Below are 21,335 nucleotides of genomic sequence, written 5' to 3'. Positions count from 1 at the left end.
GACACCGCCATCACTGTCTATACAAATGTTCAGAACACACACATTACTACGCTTCTAACAGCTCAAGCCCGCTCTCCCGGCAAGCTTCCAACAAGTCCTGCTCCGGCAGCCGATCGCAGACAACCCGGTGCGCCTCATGCAGCGACGCGAACGAGAACAGCTCCTTCGCACCGAATTTGGTACGGTCTACTACGACATTGACCTCCGCGGCCTGCTTGATCGCCGTCCGTTTGATCTCCGCTTCATACATGTTCGAGTTGCTGAATCCGTGCTTCGCCGTAATGCCCGTCGAGCCCAGAAATACGCGGTCGAACGCCATTTTCCCGATCGCTTCAACCGTGCCGGGGCCAACGAGCGTAGAGGTCGCCTCCATCGCCATGCCACCCGTTACCACTGTCGTGATGCCTTTCTCAAGGAGCTCGAGGGCGATGTTCAGCGCGTTGGTCACCACCGTAATATTTTTGCCGGCCTTCAAATGCCGCGCCACATATAGCGTCGTTGTCCCGCCGTCAATAAAGATCGAATCGTTCTCCTGCACAAGGGCAGCAGCCGCCCGCCCGATTCTGTTCTTCTCGTCAGTCATGACGAATGAACGTTCCTGCAGCGCTACATCCCTCGACGCGAGAATCGCTCCGCCGAACGTACGCTTCACATAGCCTGCCAGTTCCAGCTTCTCCAGGTCGCGGCGAACCGTCATTTCCGTGACGCCGAATGTCTCCTTTAGTCCAGCCACCTTCACTTCGCCGCTGCTTTCCAGCAGCTCGAGCAGCTGCTTCTGCCTTTCGTTCATGTTCATTGTCATTTACGTTAACCGTCCTTCCGCGACGCTCTAGCGAACCGTCAATTCCAATTCATAACCAACCGATGCCCCCGGTGCCAGCATCACCAGACTGCCACGCTGCCACTCGATGTCCATGCCTTCCACGCCGCAGTTCGAAGGCTCAAGGCCCAGCGCATGCAGACCGGCCCCCGGCATTTTCCACTGCACCAGTTTCGGAAGCGTATCGGTTGTCCAGCTTAGCTGGACTTCAATCGGCTGCGAAGATCCCGCGGCAACCGGGAACTTCGGCTGATGGATCGTCACCGCTGCACGCTTATCCGCGCTCTCCGGCAGCTCATGATAATAGACGCGCTCCAGATAATCGGGATCCGGCGCATCCCATCGGTCATAGCCCTCCACCGGCAGATCGGCCTCGCGGGGTACGACTTTGCCTCCGTCCGGGAACACGATGCGCGCTTCCTCCGTTAGCAGCGGATAGCCAAAATTCACGTGATACAGCATCATCTGCGGACTAGCCTGGAACCCCGCATTCTCCACTACATCTCGGATCGTCACGCGGTTCTCGCCTAACCGGCACCGAATTTCCCGCCTCAGCCGAAGGTGGCCGCCGAACATCGAGGTTTCCTCCAGCACGCCGGCGATGCGCATTTCATATTCGTCGCCTTCCCACCAGCCTTCCGCCACGACCTGTCTTGCAGGCGTATGATGGGCTCTCCCATGCAGACCATAAGCACGGCCGTCTACCTTGCTAGGCGAACCGGCACTTATAAGCCCGCACGTCATGAGCAAACCGCCCGATGCGGTGCGCAGCCAACCAAGCTCCTGATCGTCGTAGTAGGCCGGATGCACATCGCCATTCGCGGACTGCCACGAAAGCGAGCCTCCGCAGAACGAGGCCGAGGAAATGTCGAGCCCCTTTTCCGGCATGACGTCAAACGCAAGACCGGCTCCTGTACGGACCTGCAGCACGGTTGATCCGGCTTCTTTGCCTTCGGTCAGCATCATCTTGCGGATACCGCCAACCTGCTCGATTCGCCCTACCCGGGCTTCTATTTCTCTGCGTGTATAATGTCGGCCATGCAATCGCATTTCTTCACACTCTCCTGTTTAAAACAAACATATTATGTTTCTTATTAACATCATTGTACGTGCTTGCCCTTCGAAAAAGCAACAAAAAAAGCGGCTCTCCTCGTAAGGGAGTGCCGCTTAACCAACCCGTTAACCGCCGAACAAAACATCCAACACCGGCTTCGTATGACCGCCCGGATACAGCAAATAAAGCAGGATATACACCGTAATTCCGGTAATTGCCGTGAAAAACCAAACAACCGACGTTACGCGTCCCCATTTGCGGTGCTTCGCAAAACGATTTTTAAACGCAAGCACTAGCGTTGTAAGTCCAAAAACCGCCCCAACCGTTGCGAGCACGATGTGGAAGAATAGAAACGTTAGATAATAGGGCTTCAGCTCGTCCGAGCCGCCCCAGTCCGTGTTGCCGACGAAGATCGTACGCGACACGTAGATGATGAAAAAGAGCAGCGCAGATGCAGCTCCCGCCAGCATCGCTTTCTTATGAGCCTCAAGCTTTCTCTTGATTGCAAGATTCCAACCGATCGCAACCAGAATGGCGCTGAGAGCGATAAACGAAGTACTAATCGTAGGCAATAAGGTGTACAGTGACAAGGAGCATCCCGTCCATTTCTTAAAAAATCAACTTAAAGCAACTAGCTGAGCGCGCCGCTATCCGGCAATTCATCGTCGGAATCCGCGTGCTCTTTTTTATACCAATGGAAGAAGACATACGCGAGAATCGCGCCGTACATCACTTCCTGAACGAGCTTCATGACAATGCCGCCCAGCTGTTGGTCCTCGGTCTGGCCCATTAAATTAAAGAAGGCCGGTCCGTTAAAGCTGGAGAGAAGCACGCTTGGGTCGCCTGAAACACAATAGCCCATGGCCTTCGCCCAAACTTCAGGGTCGTTATACGTCGCATACATCGTATGGCTTGCAAAAATAATAAGCGCGCAAGCCGGCGTAAGCAGCATCCCGTTGGCGAAGATATACGCCATTTTGCGTACATCCGTTAAACGGTTCCATTCCGGGACCGGACACGTAATTTGAAACCACATCATAAACGAAGTGACAAGCAATACCAAGTAATAGATTCGATGAATCGTAAAATGTGTCATCACGTAATCATGGACAACCGGTACATGATAAACCGAGAACAGCATATTGAACACAACAAGCGTAAAAATCGGATTCATCAGCGATCTATACTTCGCCCAGAACGGTCTAGCGAATACATAACGCCATAGATAGCCTGGTATCCCGAGCAGCAGCATCGGCGGCACGATGAGATACGACAGGGACATATTCACCATATGGAACGTGAACATCATATGGCCTAGCAGCTCGAGGGGGCCGCCATTCGCCAAATAATATAGCGCCATTCCGGAAACGAACAACGTCTTCTGGAGTACCGTGACGCGAGGTTCATTGGGCGCATGCTTTTCCTTCCAAGGTCCAGCCAAGTAGAAATAAAGGATAACCAATGCTGTCATAAAGAAGAAAAACCACGGGCTCCATAACTCTTCAAAGCTGAAATATTGCAATCCGAGCATAATGGTACCCCTTTCCAAAGAAACGCACATTTACAACAAAAGAGGGGGCCGGTAATGGACCTCCCTCTCTTCAATTTATAATCTTATTACCACCAAGCCCAGTATTCGGCCATGATGACAATCGTGAACACAATGACTACGCCGGACAAAATGCCTACGATCGGGAAAACGTGACCGCGGTCTTTCATGTGCATCCAGAAGCCCATTTGAACGAAGACTTGCAGAATCGCCATCAATACCAGCATGAAATAAATGAACGTGGTGTTGATCTCGCCTGCGGCTACCATTGCAAACGCGATAACCGTCAGAAGGATCGAAAAGATGAAAGCAATAATATGCTTCTTCGGTCCTTCATGCTTGTGATGCTTCTTCTCCTCCGCAGCGGAATGTTGATTGGCCATTCGTTAGCCCACCTTTCCCATCAAGTAAACGACGGTGAAGATGAAAACCCACACGACGTCGATAAAGTGCCAGTACATACCGGCAACATATACCTTAGGAGCCGTAACTACATTCAAGCCTTTTTTGAAGATTTGCGCGATCAGAATCGAAATCCAGAGAACCCCGAAAAATACGTGGGCACCGTGGAAGCCGACAAGCGTGTAGAACGATGTACTGAATGCGCTCGTCGAGAACTTATGTCCTTCGTGAACGTAGTGGTAAAACTCATAAATCTCTAGGCCCAAGAACGCAAGGCCGAATAGAACTGTAATAATTAACCACCAAATCATCGGTTTCACTTTGTTCGTGTGCATCGACTGGATCGCGAACACGCTTGTTAGCGAGGAAGTCAACAAGATGAACGTCGCAAGCGCTACGATTTTCAGATCGAACAATTCCATTGGAGTCGGATTGCCGTCTCCAACTTGGTGACGAAGTGCCAGAAACGCCGAGAATAGCGTACCGAACAATACTGTTTCGCCGCCGAGGAAAAGCCAGAAGCCAAGAACTTTATTGCGGCCCTCGAGTGTTGCTTTTTCCGGCTCATGAGGGAGATGGCCGTCTACGTGCGTATGTCCGCTCATGCTTTTACCCCCTTATCGCCATGCAGCTCATCCGGTTCGATATGGAAGCCATGATCGTCATACACCGAACGCAAGAACATACAACCGAGCGTGATCGCCAATCCGAAGATCGCGAGAATATGGTTATTGAGAATGCTCGCCCAAATGCCGGTACCATAATCGCCTTTTGCGTACATGAAGCCCAAACCGGCGATAAACAAACCGACCGACATTACGAACGGCAGAATCGAAGGCGAAGGCATGTGAATCGGTCCAATCGGCTCAGCCGGAACCATTGCTTTTTTGCCTTCCATTTTTTCTTTCCAGAATGCGTCATAACCGCGAACAAGCGGCGTTTGCAGGAAGTTGTACTCAGGAGCAGGAGACGAAATCGTCCATTCCAACGTACGGCCGTCTTCCCACGGATCGTTGCTGGCATTTTTAGGCTTAAGCGCCGTAATAACGACGTTGAGCAAGAATGCAATCGTGCCAATTCCCATCAGGATTGCGCCGATTGTACTGATCAAGTTCAGGTTGTTGAAGCCCAAACCGTCCAGGTACGTCCAAACGCGGCGCGGCATCCCCATCAAACCGAGGAAGTGCTGTACGAAGAACGTCAGATGGAAACCGATATAGAATGTCCAGAAGCAGAATTTGCCGAGTGTCTCATCAAGCATGCGACCGAACATTTTTGGCCACCAATAGAACAGGCCGGCGAACACGCCCAAAATCAGACCACCAACGATGACGTAGTGGAAGTGAGCTACGACAAAGTACGAATCGTGATATTGAAAGTCTGCAGGCGCTGCAGCAAGCATAACGCCTGTTACGCCGCCCATAACGAACGTCGGAACGAAGCCGATTGCGAACAGGTTAGCCGTAGTGAAACGGATCGAACCGCCCCACATCGTGAACAGCCAGTTGAAGATTTTAATACCTGTAGGTACGGCGATCAACATTGTCGCAATGGAGAACAATGCGTTCGCAACCGGTCCAAGACCCGTCGTGAACATGTGATGCGCCCAAACCATGAAGCCGAGAAAGCCGATCAGCACCGTAGCGAATACCATGGAGCTGTAACCGAACAACCGTTTACGCGAGAACGTACTGATAACCTCGGAGATAACGCCGAAAGCAGGCAAGATCAGAATGTAAACCTCAGGATGTCCGAAAATCCAGAAGATATGCTCCCAGAGTACTGCATTACCGCCATTGGTCGGTTCAAAGAAGTTACCGCTAAATAGACGGTCGAACATCATTGCAGCCAGACCTACTGCCAGAGCAGGGAAAGCGAACAGGATCAGCGCCGATGTAATAAACGATGTCCAAGTGAACATCGGCATACGCATGAAGCTCATGCCAGGCGCACGCATGTTGATGATCGTAACCAAGAAGTTAATGCCGCCAACCAATGTTCCGATACCGGCAATTTGAAGACCGATAACATAATAATCTAGACCGTGCGTTGTACTATATGTCGGTGTCGAAAGCGGCGCGTAAGCAGTCCAGCCCGCATCCGGAGCACCGCCGGCGAACCAGCTGACATTCAACAGAACGCCGCCCGCGAAGAATGTCCAGAAACCGATCGCGTTAACGAACGGGAAAGCAACGTCCCGCGCGCCGATTTGCAAAGGCACGATCGCGTTCATTAGCGCAAAAATCATCGGCATCGCCGCAAGGAAGATCATCGTTGTACCGTGCATCGTCAACAATTCGTTGAACGTGTGCGCCGCTACAAAATCATTTAACGGCTTCCATAGCTGGATCCGAATCAGCAATGCTTCCAATCCGCCAACCAGGAAGAAGAATCCGCCTGCCAGCAGATACAGAATGCCGATTTTTTTATGGTCAACGGTCGTAAGCCAATCCATTAGGCCGCTATACCGTTTAACCGCATGTCCGTGAGCCAAAGTGGGTACCTCCTTTATTCCGCAAGTAATTAATATTCTAGTTTCAAGCCCGCCAAGTAATCGGAGATGGCTTCGATTTGCTCTTTCGTCAGGTCAACCTTCGGCATCAGCGTGCCCGGTTTTACCGCTTGCGGATCTTCGATCCACTTGATCAGGTTGTCCTTAACCGTGCCTTCGTTCTTATATTGCGGCTGATCCGTATTCATCAGAATGCCGGCAACCGATTCGCGGCTTCCGATACCAGTCAGGTTCGGGAATGCAGGTCCGCCGTTACCGCCGATCGCGTGGCAGGACAAGCATTGTTTGTTAAGCAGTTCCGCAACTTCTGCATCCGCAGGAAGCGCAACCGGGTTCTTCATCGCCGCTACCCAGCGATCGAACGAAGCGCGGTCAACGACTTTCACTTTGAAATCCATCAATGAGTGGGAAGGTCCGCAAAGCTCGGCGCACTTACCCAGATAAACGCCGGTCTTCGGCGCTTCGAAGTACATCACGTTCACGTTGCCGCCCGGGTTTGTGTCTATTTTGCCGGCAAGGGATGGAATCCAGAAGGAGTGAAGCACGTCAGCTGTTTTTGCCTCGATGGAAATTATCGCATCGTTAGGAATCATCAGCTCTTGCGCCGTTTTCACGCCCAAGTTCGGATATTCAAACTCCCACCAGTACTGGTGAGCCGTTACTTTAACTTGTACTGCATTCGGATCCTTCGTGTAATCCTTTGCGAGACCGAACACAGACTTAACAGTCGGTACGCCGAGGATGATCAGCAAGATAATTGGAATGACTGTCCAAATAATCTCCAGTTTGTGATTCCCTTCCACTTGTGCAGGGATCGATTTGTCGCCAGGACGGCGGCGAAAGCGAATAATAACGTAAACTGCAATCGCGAAAACGATCACAACGACCAAGACCATGATCAAGATCGTTAATTTCATTAGTCCGAACTGTTCTTCGGCAACCGGCCCTTGCGGTCTAAGCGTCGACAAGTCAGCTCGTCCGCAAGCTGACAGCAGCAACACCATTCCGGCTAGAAGCGGCATAAGCCGTTTTAGAACGTGCCACCGATTCATCATCAATCAACCCCACTTTTTACGTTTTCGCAGCTGCCGTAGATGGCGCAAAAAGCGGCATCTGCGTGAATTCCTAGATGTGTAGACAATTTGTGCAATCTAATCACTTTATTAAATATAAAGTTGAAGGTGCTAATTGTCAATCTTCCCAGACGTGTTCACAAATTGTTCTCAAACTCAGTAAAATCGCATGTTTTCTCGTTTTTTCCGCTTGCCATTTTGCGTTTTTGGATCACCATGTCTATCCTTCATTGTGTGCAAAAACCATGGTTCTTTATGTATCGCAACGGCATGCATATTTGCTTTCCGCCAGCCCATCCTAAAGCTAAGATAATGAAAGGAGCTACCCTTAATGAAAAAGCGAGCAGCTTATCGTTCATTTCTCATGTTGATGGCCTCGGCAGTCATGCTTTCCGTTCTCATTCTTAGCGGCTGCAATTATGAGCGCCACGTTCAGAACAGCACGTTCGATTACGGCAGTAAGAAGAAAGGCGATCCTAAGATGCTCGGCAGCCGGATGTACGGCACGATGAGCGGATTGCCCGGACAGCATGATAACGCCTGGTTTGAATACAGCTCTCCGCTTTCCCATGATGTTGCCAGTATTAACGGCGTTGCCAATGCTTTGGTCATGCTCACCGACAAGAATGCCTACGTTGCGATCACGACGGATTGGACGGCTACAGGCACCCGCAAATCGGGAGGCCCTAAGGAGAATGAGCAAAACAACGGCGGTACGAAAGAAGGCGTCTATAATGTGGACAACGGCAGCCCTTACTGGAATAACCAGCGTGTGGCGACGCCGTACAATTCCACGCTCACCATCAACGATCATAATCAAATATCAGGTGAGCTCAAGCAGACGATTGCCGTTCATATTCGTAAGCTGGCTCCCGCCGTTCAAGAAGTTCATATCTCGGCAAGCAGGGACTTCAACAACTACATGGTGCAGTATGCGCAAGAAGCTTGGGCAGGCCGTTCCTTAAAGCCGTTGACATCCTCCTTTAACGTCCTGGTGAAGCACGAATTCGCAGGCGGCGATGTGCTTCCGCGGCCATTGGATGTTCATCGGGATCGAGTTCGCATGAAACAGCAATAATGGATAAAGGCTGAAGCACAAGGGCTTCAGCCTTCTCTTTGGCCGAATTTTAAAAAATTCCTTCTATATAATATGTAGCCATTTGCAATCAGAAAAGCACTGTACATGCCTGAACATCTTATTCGAATGAACTGCTTGACATTTGTTTTAAAATCATTTATCTTTAAATTAAGATATTTGATATCAAGATTCATGACGCGAAACGAGGTGAAAGCTATGCTGCACGAATACGATCAGGAACTGCATCTCTTCATTATATTGTCCAGAGCGCATCAATGGGTAACGGCTCACGTGCATCAAGATATTCGTAAGTCCGGACTTAATCCGACGGAATTCGGTGTGCTTGAGCTTCTCTACCATAAGGGCGAGCAGCCGCTGCAGCAGATCGGCGAGAAGATTCTTATGACAAGCGGCAACATTACGTACGTCATCGATAAGCTGGCGGGTAAAGGGCTGGCACAGCGCAAAGCTTGCCCGACGGACCGCCGGGTCATCTACGCGGAAATCACCGAGCAAGGCAGACAGTTTCTCGATGAAATATTCCCCCGTCACCGCGAGGTCATCGCGAATGCAGTCAGCGGATTGTCGCCCGAGGAACGCGAGCAGGCCATTCATCTGCTCAAGAAGCTCGGCATCGCCGCGCAGAGCAGCTTCACCTAGGTCGGCAACCGGTCGAAGCGGCGCTCTTTTATCATCCGATATCTTAAATTTAAGAAACTTAATATATAATTAACAGGAGGAATTTGATCATGAGTATTGCGCTTGGTTTGTTGATTATTCGCTTGGTTGTCGGTTTGACGTTTATGGGTCATGGTGCTCAGAAGCTGTTCGGATGGTTTGGCGGCTACGGACTTAAAGGCACGGGCGGCTGGATGGATTCCATCGGTCTTAAACCCGGCGTTGCTATGGCGCTTGCAGCCGGTCTTGCAGAACTCATCGGCGGGCTGCTCTTCGCTCTCGGCTTCTGGATGCCGATCGCCGCTGCTTTGATCGTGCTTACCATGCTTGGCGCCATCGTATCGGTGCACCGCAAGAACGGCTATTGGATTACCGCAAACGGCATGGAATATAATGTTGTCCTTATCGCAGTCGCAATCGGTTTGGCACTTGTCGGCGCCGGCGAATACGCAATCGGCTGATCCGATAACATTCTAATAAAATAATAATTGGAGGTCATTCACATGCAAACACTCGTATACGGTCCAACTCTTCAAGCAACAGGCGCTTTTGACGGCGGTAAAATTACGGAGCAGAAGCCAATCGGCTTTCCCGGTGAAGGCTCGGTTGTGAAACGCGTAAGCACGTTATTCTACTGGGCTTGGGCGCATGCGCCGAAGGAAGGTTATATTCCGCAGCATCCCCATCAGGCCTTTGAAATCATGACTTACGTCGTTGCCGGCAAAGCAGAGCACGGCGATACGTTGGGCACGAAGAGCACCATAGGCTCCGGCGGAGTGCAGCTTATGCAAACAGGTTCAGGCGTTAGCCACGAGGAGCGATTCGTCGGTCCGGATATGGAAGGGTTCCAAATCTGGTTCGAGCCTTCCATTCAAGAAGCCCTCAAACAACAGCCTACGTACAGCCAATATGAGCATGAAGAGTTCCCGCTTGAGCAAGGGGCCGGCTATACGAAGAAGACGGTCATGGGCTATGGATCCCCGATTTCCATTACGGCGGATGCGCTTATGTGGGATGTCGAACTGCAGCCTGGCGCGCAATTCAAGCAGCCGATCGCAGGCGGTCGCACATTGACGGCGCTCGCGATCCGCGGAGACGGCTCATGGACCTACGCAGCTCCGGATGCGAAAGAAACATCGTTCAAGCACAAGGACTTCATTCTCGCTAGAGCGGATGAAGCGCAAGAAGCGGTTATTACCGCATCCGGCGACGCACCGCTGCGGCTCATTCTGATTGATGTGCCGACTACCGTAGACTACCCGCTCTATCCGAAGCGCTAATCCGTAAAAAAGGGGATCGAAACACCGCAGCCGGTGCTTCGATCCCCTTCTTGCCATTAATGCGCCGCAGCCGGACGCTCCTTCGCCTTATCGGCTTCGCCGGCATTGCGCGTTGCCGCTTCGCGGTCCTGCATCATCTCGTCAACCGTCTTCGTCTTGAGACGGGCCGCGCCTTTATAATCATTGCGCGTCGGGATCAGATTGCCCGCCGCCAGACGCTCCTTCGCCTTATCGATGGCATCGGCGTATTGAGGCAGCCATTTCTCTTGCGCCACGAGCATCTCATCGACCATCTGCCAAATTTCCTTCGGGTTGCAAACCGCGCCTACAAGCGGGTCCATCATCATCGCCTGGCGAAGCAGCTTGTCATCGCCTTGAACGGCCGCCTCCACAGCCAGACGCTGCACGGAGATACTCACGTTGCAGACGGCTGCGCAGCCCAGAGGCAATTCGCCGACAACCGGCATGTTGATGCCGTTCGCATCGACATAACCCGGTGCCTCGATAATGGCATCGTTCGGGAGGTTCGAGATAACCCCGTTATTCACGACGTTGAAATGTCCGCGGTACAGCCGCCCCGTCTCCAAGCCTTCGATAATGTAAGAGCCGTGCTCTTCCGAGCGCTTCTCCGCGCTGTACACGTATGGGTCGCCCTTCATCCAATTCGGGAAATCCGTCTCGAACCAATTGCGGCCTTCCGTGCATACCCGCAGGTAACCACCGGTCTCGCCGTTGATCCAAGAGCCCATATCGATCCAATCGTTGATTTCGTCCGCGCGTTTACGGTACCACGGAACATATTCGCTAAGATGTCCGTTCGACTCCGTCGAATAGTAGCCGAATCTGCGCAGCATATCGATGCGTACCTTCTCCGTCTTCTGAAACTCCGGATGGTTCTCGAACGCCTCCAGCAGCTCGCCTGTTTTATCGACGCCGTTATGCTTCACGGAAACATACCATGTTTGATGGTTGATGCCCGCGCAAATGATATCGATATCCTTCTTCTTCAGTCCCAGCGCCGCCGCTATTTGATGGTGACCGCCTTGAACGCCATGGCAAAGCCCGATCGTGCGCACGCCGCCGTATTTGTTGCAGGCCCAAGTGAGCATCGCCATCGGATTCGCGTAGTTCAGCAGCAGCACATCCGGCCTTGCCACCTCGCGAATGTCCTTGCAAATATCAAGCATCGCCGCGATGCCGCGCTGCCCGTACATAATGCCGCCGGCGCACAGCGTATCGCCGACGCATTGGTCGACGCCATACTTCAGCGGAATGTCGACGTCATGCTGGAACGCCTCCAAGCCGCCGATCCGGACGACCGTGAGCACGTACTTAGCGTCTTTTAACGCTTCGCGGCGATCCGTCGTCGACTGGATCTGAATATGAAGCCCGTTCTCGATAATGTCTCGTTGGCACAGCTGGGTGACCATGTCCAGGTTGTGCGCGTTAATGTCCGTAAACGCAAGCTCAATGTCCCGGAACTCCGGCACCGACAGCAGGTCGCGCAGCAATCCCCGCGTAAATCCGATACTGCCCGCTCCGATGAAAGCTACTTTAAAAGACATAGTACCCCTCCTGAAAATGATAGGATTAAAAACTCATTACCCTCATTCTAGCAGGGGGCTTGTAAAAGCGTTTCCACATTTCCAACCGGATTGGCTACGACATGTCAACTATTTCAACCCGCTTATCGAAGCCCTGCATCGTCTCGATGGATTTGCGGTAAGCGGCAGGCGACATTCCGGTCAGTTTCTTAAACAGCATGCTGAAATATTGCCGGCTGTTCAGGCCGATATAGCCTGCGATTTCAATGATCGGAATATCGGTGCGGGCAAGCAGCATCTTTGCTTTCTCGATCCGCAGTTCCGCCAAATAATCGGTCATCGTCGTGTTCATATTCGCTTTGAAGATCCGCTGCAAATAAACCGGATGTAAATTAACGGCGTCCGCTACGTCCTTCGACTGAATGTCGCAATCGTAATGCTGGTGAATATACTCGGCAGCCTTCCGCACATACCGGTGATGCTGGCCGCCGGCGCTGTCCTGCGCCTCCTCGGCAGCCAGCCGCGCCACGCGGATCAGCAGTTGGGACAGCATCAGATGCGACATGCTGTCGCGATGCGTCCCGCCGGTATCCATCTCCATGACAATGCTCTTCAACGTATGGTGAACATCGCTCGGATCGCGGAGCACAATGGTGCTGATCTTGCGGTCAAGCAGCTGGGCAAACGCCTCGTCGCCATGAGCAAGCTGCTTAAGGGACGGATAAATCCCTCTGCATTCGGTAAACGTAAACTCGACATTGAGCATCCGGCACGGAGTTTCTTTAGGCACGATCAATCGATGAACGACGCCGCTGTCCAGCAAAATCAAATCGCCCTTGCGCATCAGGATCGTGCCGCTCCTTGTCTCCACGGTACAGGTGCCGGAAATCACGTACATAAATTCGATGGCGTCATGCGCATGGAACTCCATGTCTAATTCAAGCCATTGTTTATAGTAGTACGCCTCGATATTCGGGCGATAATCGCCGCCCTCCCGCCAGCGCGGATGATATAGGCTGTATTCCCGCATGCTAGCACCCGCTTCCTCTTAGCTTTCGAGCGACCGTTGCTTGACCGGCCTCAGCTTCTGCAGCCAGACAAACATGAAGCTCACAAAAACGCCGGCCACGACGCCGATCGCCAGGTCGCGCGTCAAGACAACCGCAGTTACCGTTACGACCATGACAAAGGTTTCAACTGCCGGCACCGCACGCAGCTTGTATACCGATTTCCAATCGAAAATCGCGATACAAACCATCAACATAATGCCGACAAGCGCAGCCATCGGAATGAGCGACAGCACATCCCCGAGCACGACGACGAGAAGCAAAAGAAACAGCGCGGCTACGAGCATGGACAATCGGTTGCGTCCGCCCATCCGCACGTTCAGAACGGACTCCGCGACCAACGCGCAGCCGGCCATGCCGCCGAAGAAGCCCGCAATGAAATTCGCGATGCCTTGACCGCGCATCTCTTTGTTTTTATCGGTCGTTTCGCCAGTCATCTCATCTAGCAGGTTCTGCGTCAGCATCGTTTCCGTGAAGCCGACGACCGCCAACGACAGCGAATAAGGCAAAATAATCATGAGCGTTTCCCATGTGAACGGGATATCCGGCAGCAAGAAAGACGGCAGCGAGGCGTCAATCGCCGCAATGTCGCCGATTCTTGTGACGTCGCCAATGCCTAAGGCCCAAACCAGGAAGGTCAACACGGCAACCGCTACGAGCGGCGAAGGCACGGCTTTGAAATACCGGGGCAGCAAATAAATAATGAGCAGCGCCGCCGCGACAAGCACGTACATCATGTACGATGCGCCTTCAAAATAACGAAGCTGCGACAGAAAAATGAGAATCGCGAGCGCATTCACGAACCCCGTCAGCACGGGCTTCGGCACGAAGCGAATCAAATAGCCAAGCTTAAATACGCCCATTAGGTATTGAAGAATGCCCGTTAATACCGTAGCGGCGAACAAATACTCAATGCCGTGCTCCTTCACGAGTGTCAGCATAAGCACCGCCATCGAGCCGGCCGCAGCCGAAATCATGCCGGGTCTGCCGCCCAGAAACGTCATCACGAGCAAAATGCAAATCGTCGCGTAAATGCCGACCTGCGGCGGGACGCCCGCCATAAACGAAAAAGCCAATGAGTCCGGTATTAAAGCCAGCGTAGCCGTCATGCCCGCCAGCACGTTCAGTCTGACATCCGATGTCCATTGCTTGCGCCAAGTTCCTTCGATCAACTCTTTCACCTCTAACCGTTATAAATGTCCGGAAGCCTCGACGCTCCACGGCACTCTAACGGTTAGCATAACCCCGGTCTCGGTATGAGGTCAACGCTCATTTTCGGGAAAAACTACCCGCTGTGCACATCCGTTCTACGGAAGTAGATCGCGATAAAGATCAATGGAAGCAGGAACGCCAAGCCAATCGACGTCGAACCGATCGCCGTCGAATTTAGATCCGGCGCCATGTTCATGACCATATTAAGAGGCGCGCTCCATGGATAATACATAATGTATTTGGACTGCATTATCGTAATTTCCGAAACTACGGCGAATACGCCAAGCCCCATCGCCGGGATATAGCTGCGCCAAAGCAAAGCGACCGCGGCCGCCAGCGGAATCAGCGCATATTCCAGGATGAAGAGCAATCCATATTTACCCATAACCTCCAACAAGGCGTCCGACGTCGGAAGCTTGCTCGTAAAGAAGAAGCCGATGGCGAAGGTAAGCAGAAACGCCAGCAGCAAGACGGATAACAGCACCGGTATCGCGATCAGAAACTTTGCGGTCAATACTTTGTTGCGGGAATACGGTCCCGTCAGCATATTATTCACCGTCCGTTCCTGAAACTCTCTGGCGAACAAGTAACCGGTCAACAACGCGTAGAGCGACGGGCACATTAGCATCGTCATGATGAACAGGTTGTTCATGAAGAGCCCTTTCCAATCAAACGGCTCCGAAGAATTCATTTGAATGAGAAATGCGAGAGCGGTAGGAAGCAGCGCGCCGAGCGAAATCAACCAGAGCATGCGGGAACGGCGCCATTTGAGCCATTCGCAAACGATCAAATTAAGCACGGACCGCACCTCCTTCCACGAGTCTGACAAAGTAGTCTTCGAGCGAATCCTTCACGGCGGACAAGCTGTTCACGAGAATGCCTTCTCGTACGAGCATCCGGTTCATTTCGCCAGGCATTAAGCCCTCATCATACACGCGCAGCCAGCCGTTCTCCTCTACTCTGCAATCCCGGATCCCCATCTCGTTCACGAGCAGGTTTCTCGATTTCTCTTGTTGATCGACCTGCAGGCTAATGTAGTGCCGGTTCCTGTCCTTAAGCGCCTGCATCTGCGTCTCCTCCAGCATGATGCCGCGATGGATAATGCCCACCTTCGTCGCCAGCTGCTCCACCTCGCTCAAGATGTGGCTGGACACGAGAATCGTAATGTTCCGTTTCTGCGCCAGCTCTTGAATGAGAAGCCGGATTTCCTTGATGCCCATTGGGTCAAGACCGTTCGTCGGTTCGTCCAAAATGAGCAGTTCAGGCGCGTGCAGAATCGCGCGCGCAATGCCGAGCCGCTGCTTCATGCCAAGGGAAAACTGCGCGGCGCGGCGGTTTCTCGCCTCCCACAGCCCCGTCGTTTGAAGAGCATCCTCCAAGGAATCCTTCCCTTGAATGCCCATCATTTTACGGTGAATGTCCAGATTCTCGTAGGCGGTTAAGTTCGGATAAAAACCAGGGTATTCAATGACGGAGCCGACTTTGCGGAGCACCTCATTGCGCCCTTTCCCAATTCGCTCCCCGAGCAGTTCGACCGTTCCCGCCGTAGGCTGGATCAGCCCCATCATCATGCGGATCGCCGTCGTTTTGCCTGCCCCGTTCTGGCCGAGGAAGCCGTAAATATCGCCTTGCCGCAGCGTCATATCGATGCCGTCTACGGCTTTAATGCCTTTATAGTGCTTACATAGTCCGCGAACCTGCAAGATCGGTTGAGTCATGGTCATGCGCTCCTTCTGTCGATTAAGCAATGTCTTTGCGCCGGAACGCCGCGCAGCCCGCGGCGAGCAGCACGATTAAGTAGAGAACGGAATAGCCAAGAAACGCGATGCTCGGCACATTTACCATCGAGAACGGGCCAAGCGAATTGACCATATCTGCCGGAACCGGCAAATCCAAACCGCTGAACAGCTCGTAGCTCACTCGGCGGAGCATCGTATTGGACGGCATCAGCATGGAGAAGAACAGCGAGAGCTGGCTCGCTATCTCATTGCCGCCTTTACCGCCGCCGTCGATCGTGAATATATTTTCCACGAACCCGCTGAATAGGGTTAATCCGTAGAGCAGCGCGCAGGCAACGCCATTGCCGAGCATCGGCAAGTACACCGAGCCAAGCATCGATACGGCGAGCAGCAGCAGCGGCGCCCAGATGAACAGCAGCAGCGACTTCAGTATGGGGATCGCATCGAGCGGAAAGTTCAGCCAATGATGCACCGGCAGGAGGATGGCAAAATACAAAGCCGTGCTATAAATAATGACCCATACCGCGCTTCCTGCATATTTGCCGAGGTACACCTTCCACCGCGGGATCGGGCGGGCCAAGACGGCCAGCATCAGCCCGTTCTCCACTTCGCCGGAGATGGCGCCCATCGTCGCGAACAGGACAAGGAAGGCAATGATCATCTGCGCGAACATTAGGCCTAACGCCATTAACATCATACCGTTCAGCAACCCGTGCGAAGTCGGTTCATCCATCGCGTGCTTCGCGATTTCATAGCTCCCGAAGGAGAATAAGCCGGCGAACAGAAGGGTCAGCACGAAGGTAACGACCCCGATTTTTTTGCGAATCCATTCCTTGCCGATGTAAGAGATCCACATCATTCGGAACCGCCTCCTTGCTCGCGGGTTTCGCCGGACATGGCAAGAAACCATTGCTCCAGCCTGTCTTGAACGGGCCGGACCTCATAAACCGTTACGCCCTCTTCCATCAGCAGGCGGTTCATGAATCCAAGCTGCTCCCGTCCCCGTGCGGCGACATGAAGAACCGCGCTTCCGTCCGCGGCTTCTTGCGCCGGCTTGACGGACATCCCCGGAAGCAGTTGAGACGCAAGCTCCGCCTCCAGCTCGGGCAGCCAACCGGACACCGCGATTTCCCAGCTCGTTCCGCTGCGGAGCAGCTGCCTCATCGGACCGACGGCGCGCAGCTTGCCTTGATGCAGGAAAGCAACGTCATCGCATACCGCTTCGACATCCTCGAGCAGATGCGTGTTGAGGAATACCGTCCTCCCTTCGGCGCGCAGTCTGCCGAGCAGCGTGCGCACTTCGTACCGGCCGATCGGATCGAGAGCCGAGGAAGGCTCATCCAAAATAATGAACTCCGGGTCCATGAGCAGCGCGCAAGCTAACCCTAAACGCTGCTGCATCCCTTTCGAATAATGGCGAACGCGGTTTAGCCCTCTTTCATTTAACCCGCTCAACCGCAGCACTTCCTTGATCCGAGCCTCAAAAGCGGCAGACTTCGACTCGTGCCGCGTCACGCCGCATAAACCGGCATGGTAGCGGAGCACTTCTTCGCCTGTCAGCCATTCCTGAAAGCGAAACAGCTCGGGCAAATAGCCGAGCTTTCTCCGAGATTCCGGATGCCCGATCGGTTTGCCGAAGAGCGTTCCGCTGCCGGCGTCCGGGCGAAGAAGCCCGACGACCATTTTGACGAACGTGCTTTTGCCCGCTCCGTTCGGACCGAGAAGGCCGAATACTCGGCCTTTCTCTATTTCCAGGGAAATATCGGTGCAGCCCGTTCCTGATGCGTATGTCTTGGAAAGTCCGTTCGTTTGCAAAATCATCATTTCATAAGGCCTCTCGCTTCCGCGATAATCGCCTCTTCCGACGGGAATGCTTTCTCGGAGCCGCTCAGCTGGTACACCCAGTCATTTTGCAGCCAGATGATCGAACGTTCGTAACCGGATGAGGTAATAAACGCCTCATGACCATCCACTTTCAACGTGCGGATATTGTCCGTGGATGTCGATGGGATCGGCAGCGTATGACGCCAATCGCCGATTCCGGCCAGCTTCGTTCTCATCTCTTCCGGAATGATCGGCAAGTCCAGTACCGCTTGGCGAATGCGGTCCACATCAACGTCGCCGGATACATCGAGCGATGGCGCCGGAAGCTGCACCAATTGCTTCTCGCGCTGCCCGTCTTGACCGGTAATCTCCGTCATGAACGTGCCTGGCAGATTGAGCACAATCGGCGAGTCCTCAATCGAAGCCGGGAAGTCCGTTTTGCCTCCGAGGAAGGCAATCATCTTGTTAATTTCTTTCGGATTCAGCTTGAAAGTGATCTGTTGATCCGGCATATACTTCACAACCGCGTTGCCGTCGCCGGACAGCTTCTTAAGCTGGCCGTCTCCAGACAGGGCAAGCGCTTCTTCCCAAGTAACGGTGCGTACCACCCCGCCGCCTTTCTGCTCGATCTCCCCATATTTGTTCAGGTCGAGCTGCTGCGTGCCGGCGGCACCGTCCTGCAGCGCTTGGCGGAACGAGTTAATATCGGATTGGCTGATCTCGATCGTCTCGAATTTTTGCACCCGGAATGTGTTCAACATAGATGCCATCACGTCCTGCCCCCAGGATGTGAACAGCAGCATGCCTGCCAGCACCGCCGCAGAAGCCGCCGACATCCACCGCTTCTTCAGCCTGCGCGGCGCTTTCCGGCGCAGTGCATCGTCCTGCTTTGCCGAAGGCTGCTCAAATGTCAGCGTGTGCAGCTGCGGCTCGGGTTGAATCGGTTGCGTTTCTCTCGGCTGCTGCGCCGGCTTGACGTTTTCTCTCTCATCTTGCTTTAGCCAAGCTGCCGGTACCTCTTCGTTCTTTACCGCTTCAAACAATCGGTTCAGCGCCCGATCGATGTCTTCATCGCTAACATTCAGCTCTTGCTGCGTATTGCTATCATTTAATGGTTTATGTTTCATTGCTCCATGGCCTCCTCAGCATCCATATTCTTCTTGAAACGGCTCGCCGCCCGCATAAGCAGCGTACCGACGATTTTCGGATTCACTTGCAGCGCCTCGGCGATCTCCGCATGGCTGTAGCCCTTCTCCTTTAACAGGAGCGCTTGCCGATCTCGTTCCGACAGCTTATTCAGCACGTTTCGGACCACGTCCCGCTCCCAGCTTTGTATGACCGCCGTCTCATTCGACGGGTAAGTCTGCTCTTCCGTAATCGCTTGATTCATTTGCTTCTCCGTCAGCTCTTGCCGCCTGCCGGACTTGCGGTAATGATCATAGACGATGCGGGTCAGAACGCGGTGAAGCCACGCCCCCGTCCGGTCAAGATCTTCGGGCGGGTTGCGGTACAGCCGCAGGAATACCTCCTGCGTTAAATCTTCCGCTGCAGCGCGGTCAGTTATTAATGAAGTAATTTTTTTCAGAACAACCGGATAATGCTCCCGGAACAACGCTTGAAACCGGGCCGGCATGTCATGGTTCGGCATCCTCTCGCCTCCTTCACTCATATAGACGATACAAGTAGCACAAATATAGCACACCGCTGAAACAAAATCCGAGCAGCCGATTATGGAGGAATCCGCGAAGCCAAAAAAAATCAGCCAAGCAGAACAATCTCTGCCTGGCTGATTCGATTAGATCCTAACGATTAACCTTCAATCAACGTTTTATAAGCGTCCAGCTGCTTCTGGATTTCGTCTTTGACTTTGTCGTAACCGGCAGCCTTCAGTTTGTCGCGAAGCGCATTGACAGCTTCCGTTGGGTCGCCAGCTTTACCCGCCAGAATGGACGGCATCAGCTCGCCGATAACTTGGGAAATCGCTGTCATCTCTGGGTCTACACTCGTTTTGTCAAATACGAATTTACCGTATGGGAATGGCTTCTTGATTTCGTCATATTTCTTGTAAATGTCGCCCATACCGCTCCACTCTGTGTCAGTCGGGATTTCAAATTTGTCCATGCGGCCGCCCCAGAAGTCAGTGTAGAAGCTGTCTCTTGCGTCATCGTAGCCTGCAGGACGAACGCGTCTGCCGTCTTTGATTTCATATTGAACGCCTTCAAGTCCATAGTTAATCAATTTGTACACTTCTTCATCCTGACGGATCAATTCATATGCCATCAGGGCGCGCTCCGGATGCTTGCTGTGTGCGCCGACCGATGTACCGCCGTGCGTAATCGGCATCGAAATCAGATTGCCGCGCGTATCGGAGTAAGCGAACATTTGCAGCTCTGAGCCTGGCTGTGCCTTATCCATATCAACGCGAAGTGTTTTAAACGTTCCTGTATGATGCGCATCCGCTCCGGATTGACCCGCTTTCAGAGCACCGCGCGTATCGCCCTTGTAGTTGAGCGCATCCTCACGCCAGTAGCCTTTATCTCCCCACTCCTTCATTTTCTTCGCAAAGTCCACGAACTGATCGTTAAAAATCGGGCTGTCTACCGTATAACGCTCATCGTAGGATTTGCCGAAGAAAGCGAGAGCATAGCCTGTTGAAATCGGAAGCTCTATCATATCTGTATACGACGTCGCAAAGCCTGTATAGAACGTTCCAGGTGCACCGGCTACATCAAAAGGAACTACATTTGGCTTATTGTCTTTAACACCCTGGAAGTATTTTCCTAATGTGTCGAAATCTTTAATTGGCTCCGTAATGCCGAACTCCTTCGCCCAGTCTCCGCGGTAGTAAATACCGTGGTTAACCCATTGTGTATAATGGTTTTCAGGAATGAGGACGATATCATCCTTGAATTTGCTTTGATCCCAATCCTCCTGCGAAATTTCAGCATAGGTGAGCGGCGCATATTTCTCGAGCAAATCGTTCAGCGGCAGGAAAGCTCCGCGCTGTGCGTTGCCCCATGTGTCGAGCCAGTCCGTGCCGATCGTAATGAGGTCAATCGGTTCGCCGGAGGCAAGCAACAGGTTATACTTCGTCTGCCAGTCTGCCCACTCGACCCACTTGAACTCAAGCTCGGCATTGATTTTTTCCTTCATAATTGCATTTACTTTCTCCATTACTTTCTCAAGCTGGCCGTTCTTCGGCTTGTCGCCGAGCATAACATACGAAATCGTTTCGAATTCGGACGTATCGATCTTGTTATCCGAAGCTGCATTACTTGACGTATTGCCAGAAGTATTGCCTGTGGTGTTTGCTTTGTCGTTCGAGGTGCCGCTGTTCGCTCCATTGTTGTTGTTATTGCCTCCACCGCAAGCAGCTAAACTGGCAGCAAGGCTGAGCGTTAAAGCAAGTGATGAAAATCTCTTCAAATTTCCCATACAACAAGCCTCCCTTTATTGTTTATAAATTCGCAAGACCCCGCCGTTGTTTCCTTAAGCGGCTATGG

The 21,335-nt window shown here is 52.7% G+C and carries 22 protein-coding genes; 4 read left to right on the top strand and 18 right to left on the bottom strand.

All coding sequences use genetic code 11. The features are described 5' to 3' along the window. Window positions 1-46 precede the first annotated feature (46 nt). The 8 genes from DL346_RS16570 to coxB all read right to left on the bottom strand — a co-directional run bounded on the left by DL346_RS16570 (window position 47) and on the right by coxB (window position 7,392). On the bottom strand, window positions 47-802 hold the full coding sequence (locus DL346_RS16570; RefSeq protein ID WP_112883272.1) for a DeoR/GlpR family DNA-binding transcription regulator: 756 nt from the start codon (window positions 800-802) through the stop codon (window positions 47-49). A 27-nt stretch (window positions 803-829) separates the two neighbouring features. Continuing rightward, window positions 830-1,870: an aldose 1-epimerase family protein gene (locus DL346_RS16565; RefSeq protein WP_112883271.1), complete on the bottom strand. Its 1,041-nt coding sequence runs from the start codon at window positions 1,868-1,870 to the stop codon at window positions 830-832. Between the two features lie 129 nt (window positions 1,871-1,999). Next, entirely contained in the window at window positions 2,000-2,464 is a 465-nt protein-coding gene (locus DL346_RS16560; RefSeq protein ID WP_112883270.1) for a DUF420 domain-containing protein, read from the bottom strand. 41 nt (window positions 2,465-2,505) lie between these two features. Beyond that, complete coding sequence (gene ctaG, locus DL346_RS16555; RefSeq protein WP_112883269.1) at window positions 2,506-3,405, bottom strand: cytochrome c oxidase assembly factor CtaG; 900 nt, start codon at window positions 3,403-3,405, stop codon at window positions 2,506-2,508. A gap of 86 nt (window positions 3,406-3,491) precedes the next feature. Further along, a complete protein-coding gene (locus tag DL346_RS16550; RefSeq protein WP_112883268.1) occupies window positions 3,492-3,806 on the bottom strand; it encodes a cytochrome C oxidase subunit IV family protein in 315 nt (104 codons plus the stop codon). Between the two features lie 3 nt (window positions 3,807-3,809). Continuing rightward, window positions 3,810-4,430 carry a cytochrome (ubi)quinol oxidase subunit III gene (locus tag DL346_RS16545; RefSeq protein ID WP_112883267.1) on the bottom strand — a complete coding sequence of 207 codons (621 nt, stop codon included), beginning with the start codon at window positions 4,428-4,430 and terminating at the stop codon, window positions 3,810-3,812. Continuing rightward, on the bottom strand, window positions 4,427-6,319 hold the full coding sequence (ctaD, locus tag DL346_RS16540) for a cytochrome c oxidase subunit I (protein WP_240633240.1): 1,893 nt from the start codon (window positions 6,317-6,319) through the stop codon (window positions 4,427-4,429). The genes DL346_RS16545 and ctaD overlap by 4 nt, the downstream gene beginning before the upstream one ends. Before the next feature lie 29 nt (window positions 6,320-6,348). Next, window positions 6,349-7,392 (bottom strand): cytochrome c oxidase subunit II, encoded by a 1,044-nt coding sequence (gene coxB, locus DL346_RS16535; RefSeq protein ID WP_112883266.1) that lies wholly within the window; start codon window positions 7,390-7,392, stop codon window positions 6,349-6,351. A 349-nt stretch (window positions 7,393-7,741) separates the two neighbouring features. On the opposite strand from coxB, the gene DL346_RS16530 reads away from it, so the two are divergent. The 4 genes from DL346_RS16530 to DL346_RS16515 all read left to right on the top strand — a co-directional run bounded on the left by DL346_RS16530 (window position 7,742) and on the right by DL346_RS16515 (window position 10,446). Beyond that, a complete protein-coding gene (locus DL346_RS16530; RefSeq protein WP_112883265.1) occupies window positions 7,742-8,488 on the top strand; it encodes a hypothetical protein in 747 nt (248 codons plus the stop codon). Window positions 8,489-8,704: 216 nt separating this feature from the next. Next, a complete protein-coding gene (locus DL346_RS16525; RefSeq protein WP_112883264.1) occupies window positions 8,705-9,148 on the top strand; it encodes a MarR family winged helix-turn-helix transcriptional regulator in 444 nt (147 codons plus the stop codon). An 89-nt stretch (window positions 9,149-9,237) separates the two neighbouring features. Further along, window positions 9,238-9,627: a DoxX family protein gene (locus DL346_RS16520; RefSeq protein WP_112883263.1), complete on the top strand. Its 390-nt coding sequence runs from the start codon at window positions 9,238-9,240 to the stop codon at window positions 9,625-9,627. Window positions 9,628-9,669: 42 nt separating this feature from the next. Next, entirely contained in the window at window positions 9,670-10,446 is a 777-nt protein-coding gene (locus DL346_RS16515) for a pirin family protein (protein WP_112883262.1), read from the top strand. 56 nt (window positions 10,447-10,502) lie between these two features. Here the strand turns inward: DL346_RS16515 and melA are convergent, their stop codons facing one another. From melA to DL346_RS16465, 10 genes are all read right to left on the bottom strand, one after another. Next, window positions 10,503-12,011, bottom strand: a complete 1,509-nt coding sequence (melA, locus tag DL346_RS16510) for an alpha-glucosidase/alpha-galactosidase (RefSeq protein WP_112883261.1) — start codon at window positions 12,009-12,011, stop codon at window positions 10,503-10,505. A 94-nt stretch (window positions 12,012-12,105) separates the two neighbouring features. Beyond that, window positions 12,106-13,020: a helix-turn-helix transcriptional regulator gene (locus tag DL346_RS16505; protein ID WP_112883260.1), complete on the bottom strand. Its 915-nt coding sequence runs from the start codon at window positions 13,018-13,020 to the stop codon at window positions 12,106-12,108. An 18-nt stretch (window positions 13,021-13,038) separates the two neighbouring features. Then, a complete protein-coding gene (locus tag DL346_RS16500; RefSeq protein WP_240633239.1) occupies window positions 13,039-14,229 on the bottom strand; it encodes a SulP family inorganic anion transporter in 1,191 nt (396 codons plus the stop codon). A gap of 113 nt (window positions 14,230-14,342) precedes the next feature. Beyond that, on the bottom strand, window positions 14,343-15,068 hold the full coding sequence (locus DL346_RS16495) for an ABC transporter permease (RefSeq protein WP_112883259.1): 726 nt from the start codon (window positions 15,066-15,068) through the stop codon (window positions 14,343-14,345). Then, entirely contained in the window at window positions 15,061-15,987 is a 927-nt protein-coding gene (locus tag DL346_RS16490; RefSeq protein WP_112883258.1) for an ABC transporter ATP-binding protein, read from the bottom strand. Before DL346_RS16490 ends, DL346_RS16495 begins: the two co-directional genes overlap by 8 nt. A gap of 22 nt (window positions 15,988-16,009) precedes the next feature. Further along, window positions 16,010-16,867 carry an ABC transporter permease gene (locus tag DL346_RS16485; protein WP_165822538.1) on the bottom strand — a complete coding sequence of 286 codons (858 nt, stop codon included), beginning with the start codon at window positions 16,865-16,867 and terminating at the stop codon, window positions 16,010-16,012. Beyond that, a complete protein-coding gene (locus DL346_RS16480) occupies window positions 16,864-17,832 on the bottom strand; it encodes an ABC transporter ATP-binding protein (protein WP_240633238.1) in 969 nt (322 codons plus the stop codon). Before DL346_RS16480 ends, DL346_RS16485 begins: the two co-directional genes overlap by 4 nt. Continuing rightward, complete coding sequence (locus DL346_RS16475; RefSeq protein WP_112883256.1) at window positions 17,829-18,959, bottom strand: hypothetical protein; 1,131 nt, start codon at window positions 18,957-18,959, stop codon at window positions 17,829-17,831. The genes DL346_RS16480 and DL346_RS16475 overlap by 4 nt, the downstream gene beginning before the upstream one ends. Beyond that, complete coding sequence (locus tag DL346_RS16470) at window positions 18,956-19,480, bottom strand: sigma-70 family RNA polymerase sigma factor (RefSeq protein ID WP_112883255.1); 525 nt, start codon at window positions 19,478-19,480, stop codon at window positions 18,956-18,958. Before DL346_RS16470 ends, DL346_RS16475 begins: the two co-directional genes overlap by 4 nt. Before the next feature lie 161 nt (window positions 19,481-19,641). Continuing rightward, window positions 19,642-21,267, bottom strand: a complete 1,626-nt coding sequence (locus DL346_RS16465) for a DUF3502 domain-containing protein (protein WP_112883254.1) — start codon at window positions 21,265-21,267, stop codon at window positions 19,642-19,644. Window positions 21,268-21,335 lie beyond the last annotated feature (68 nt).

The organism is Paenibacillus montanisoli (genome assembly GCF_003268025.1).
In the GTDB taxonomy this organism is placed as follows: Bacteria; Bacillota; Bacilli; order Paenibacillales; family Paenibacillaceae; genus Paenibacillus_Z; species Paenibacillus_Z montanisoli.
Note: the sequence above shows the minus strand (reverse complement) of the source record. Positions and strands in the feature narration are given on the sequence as shown.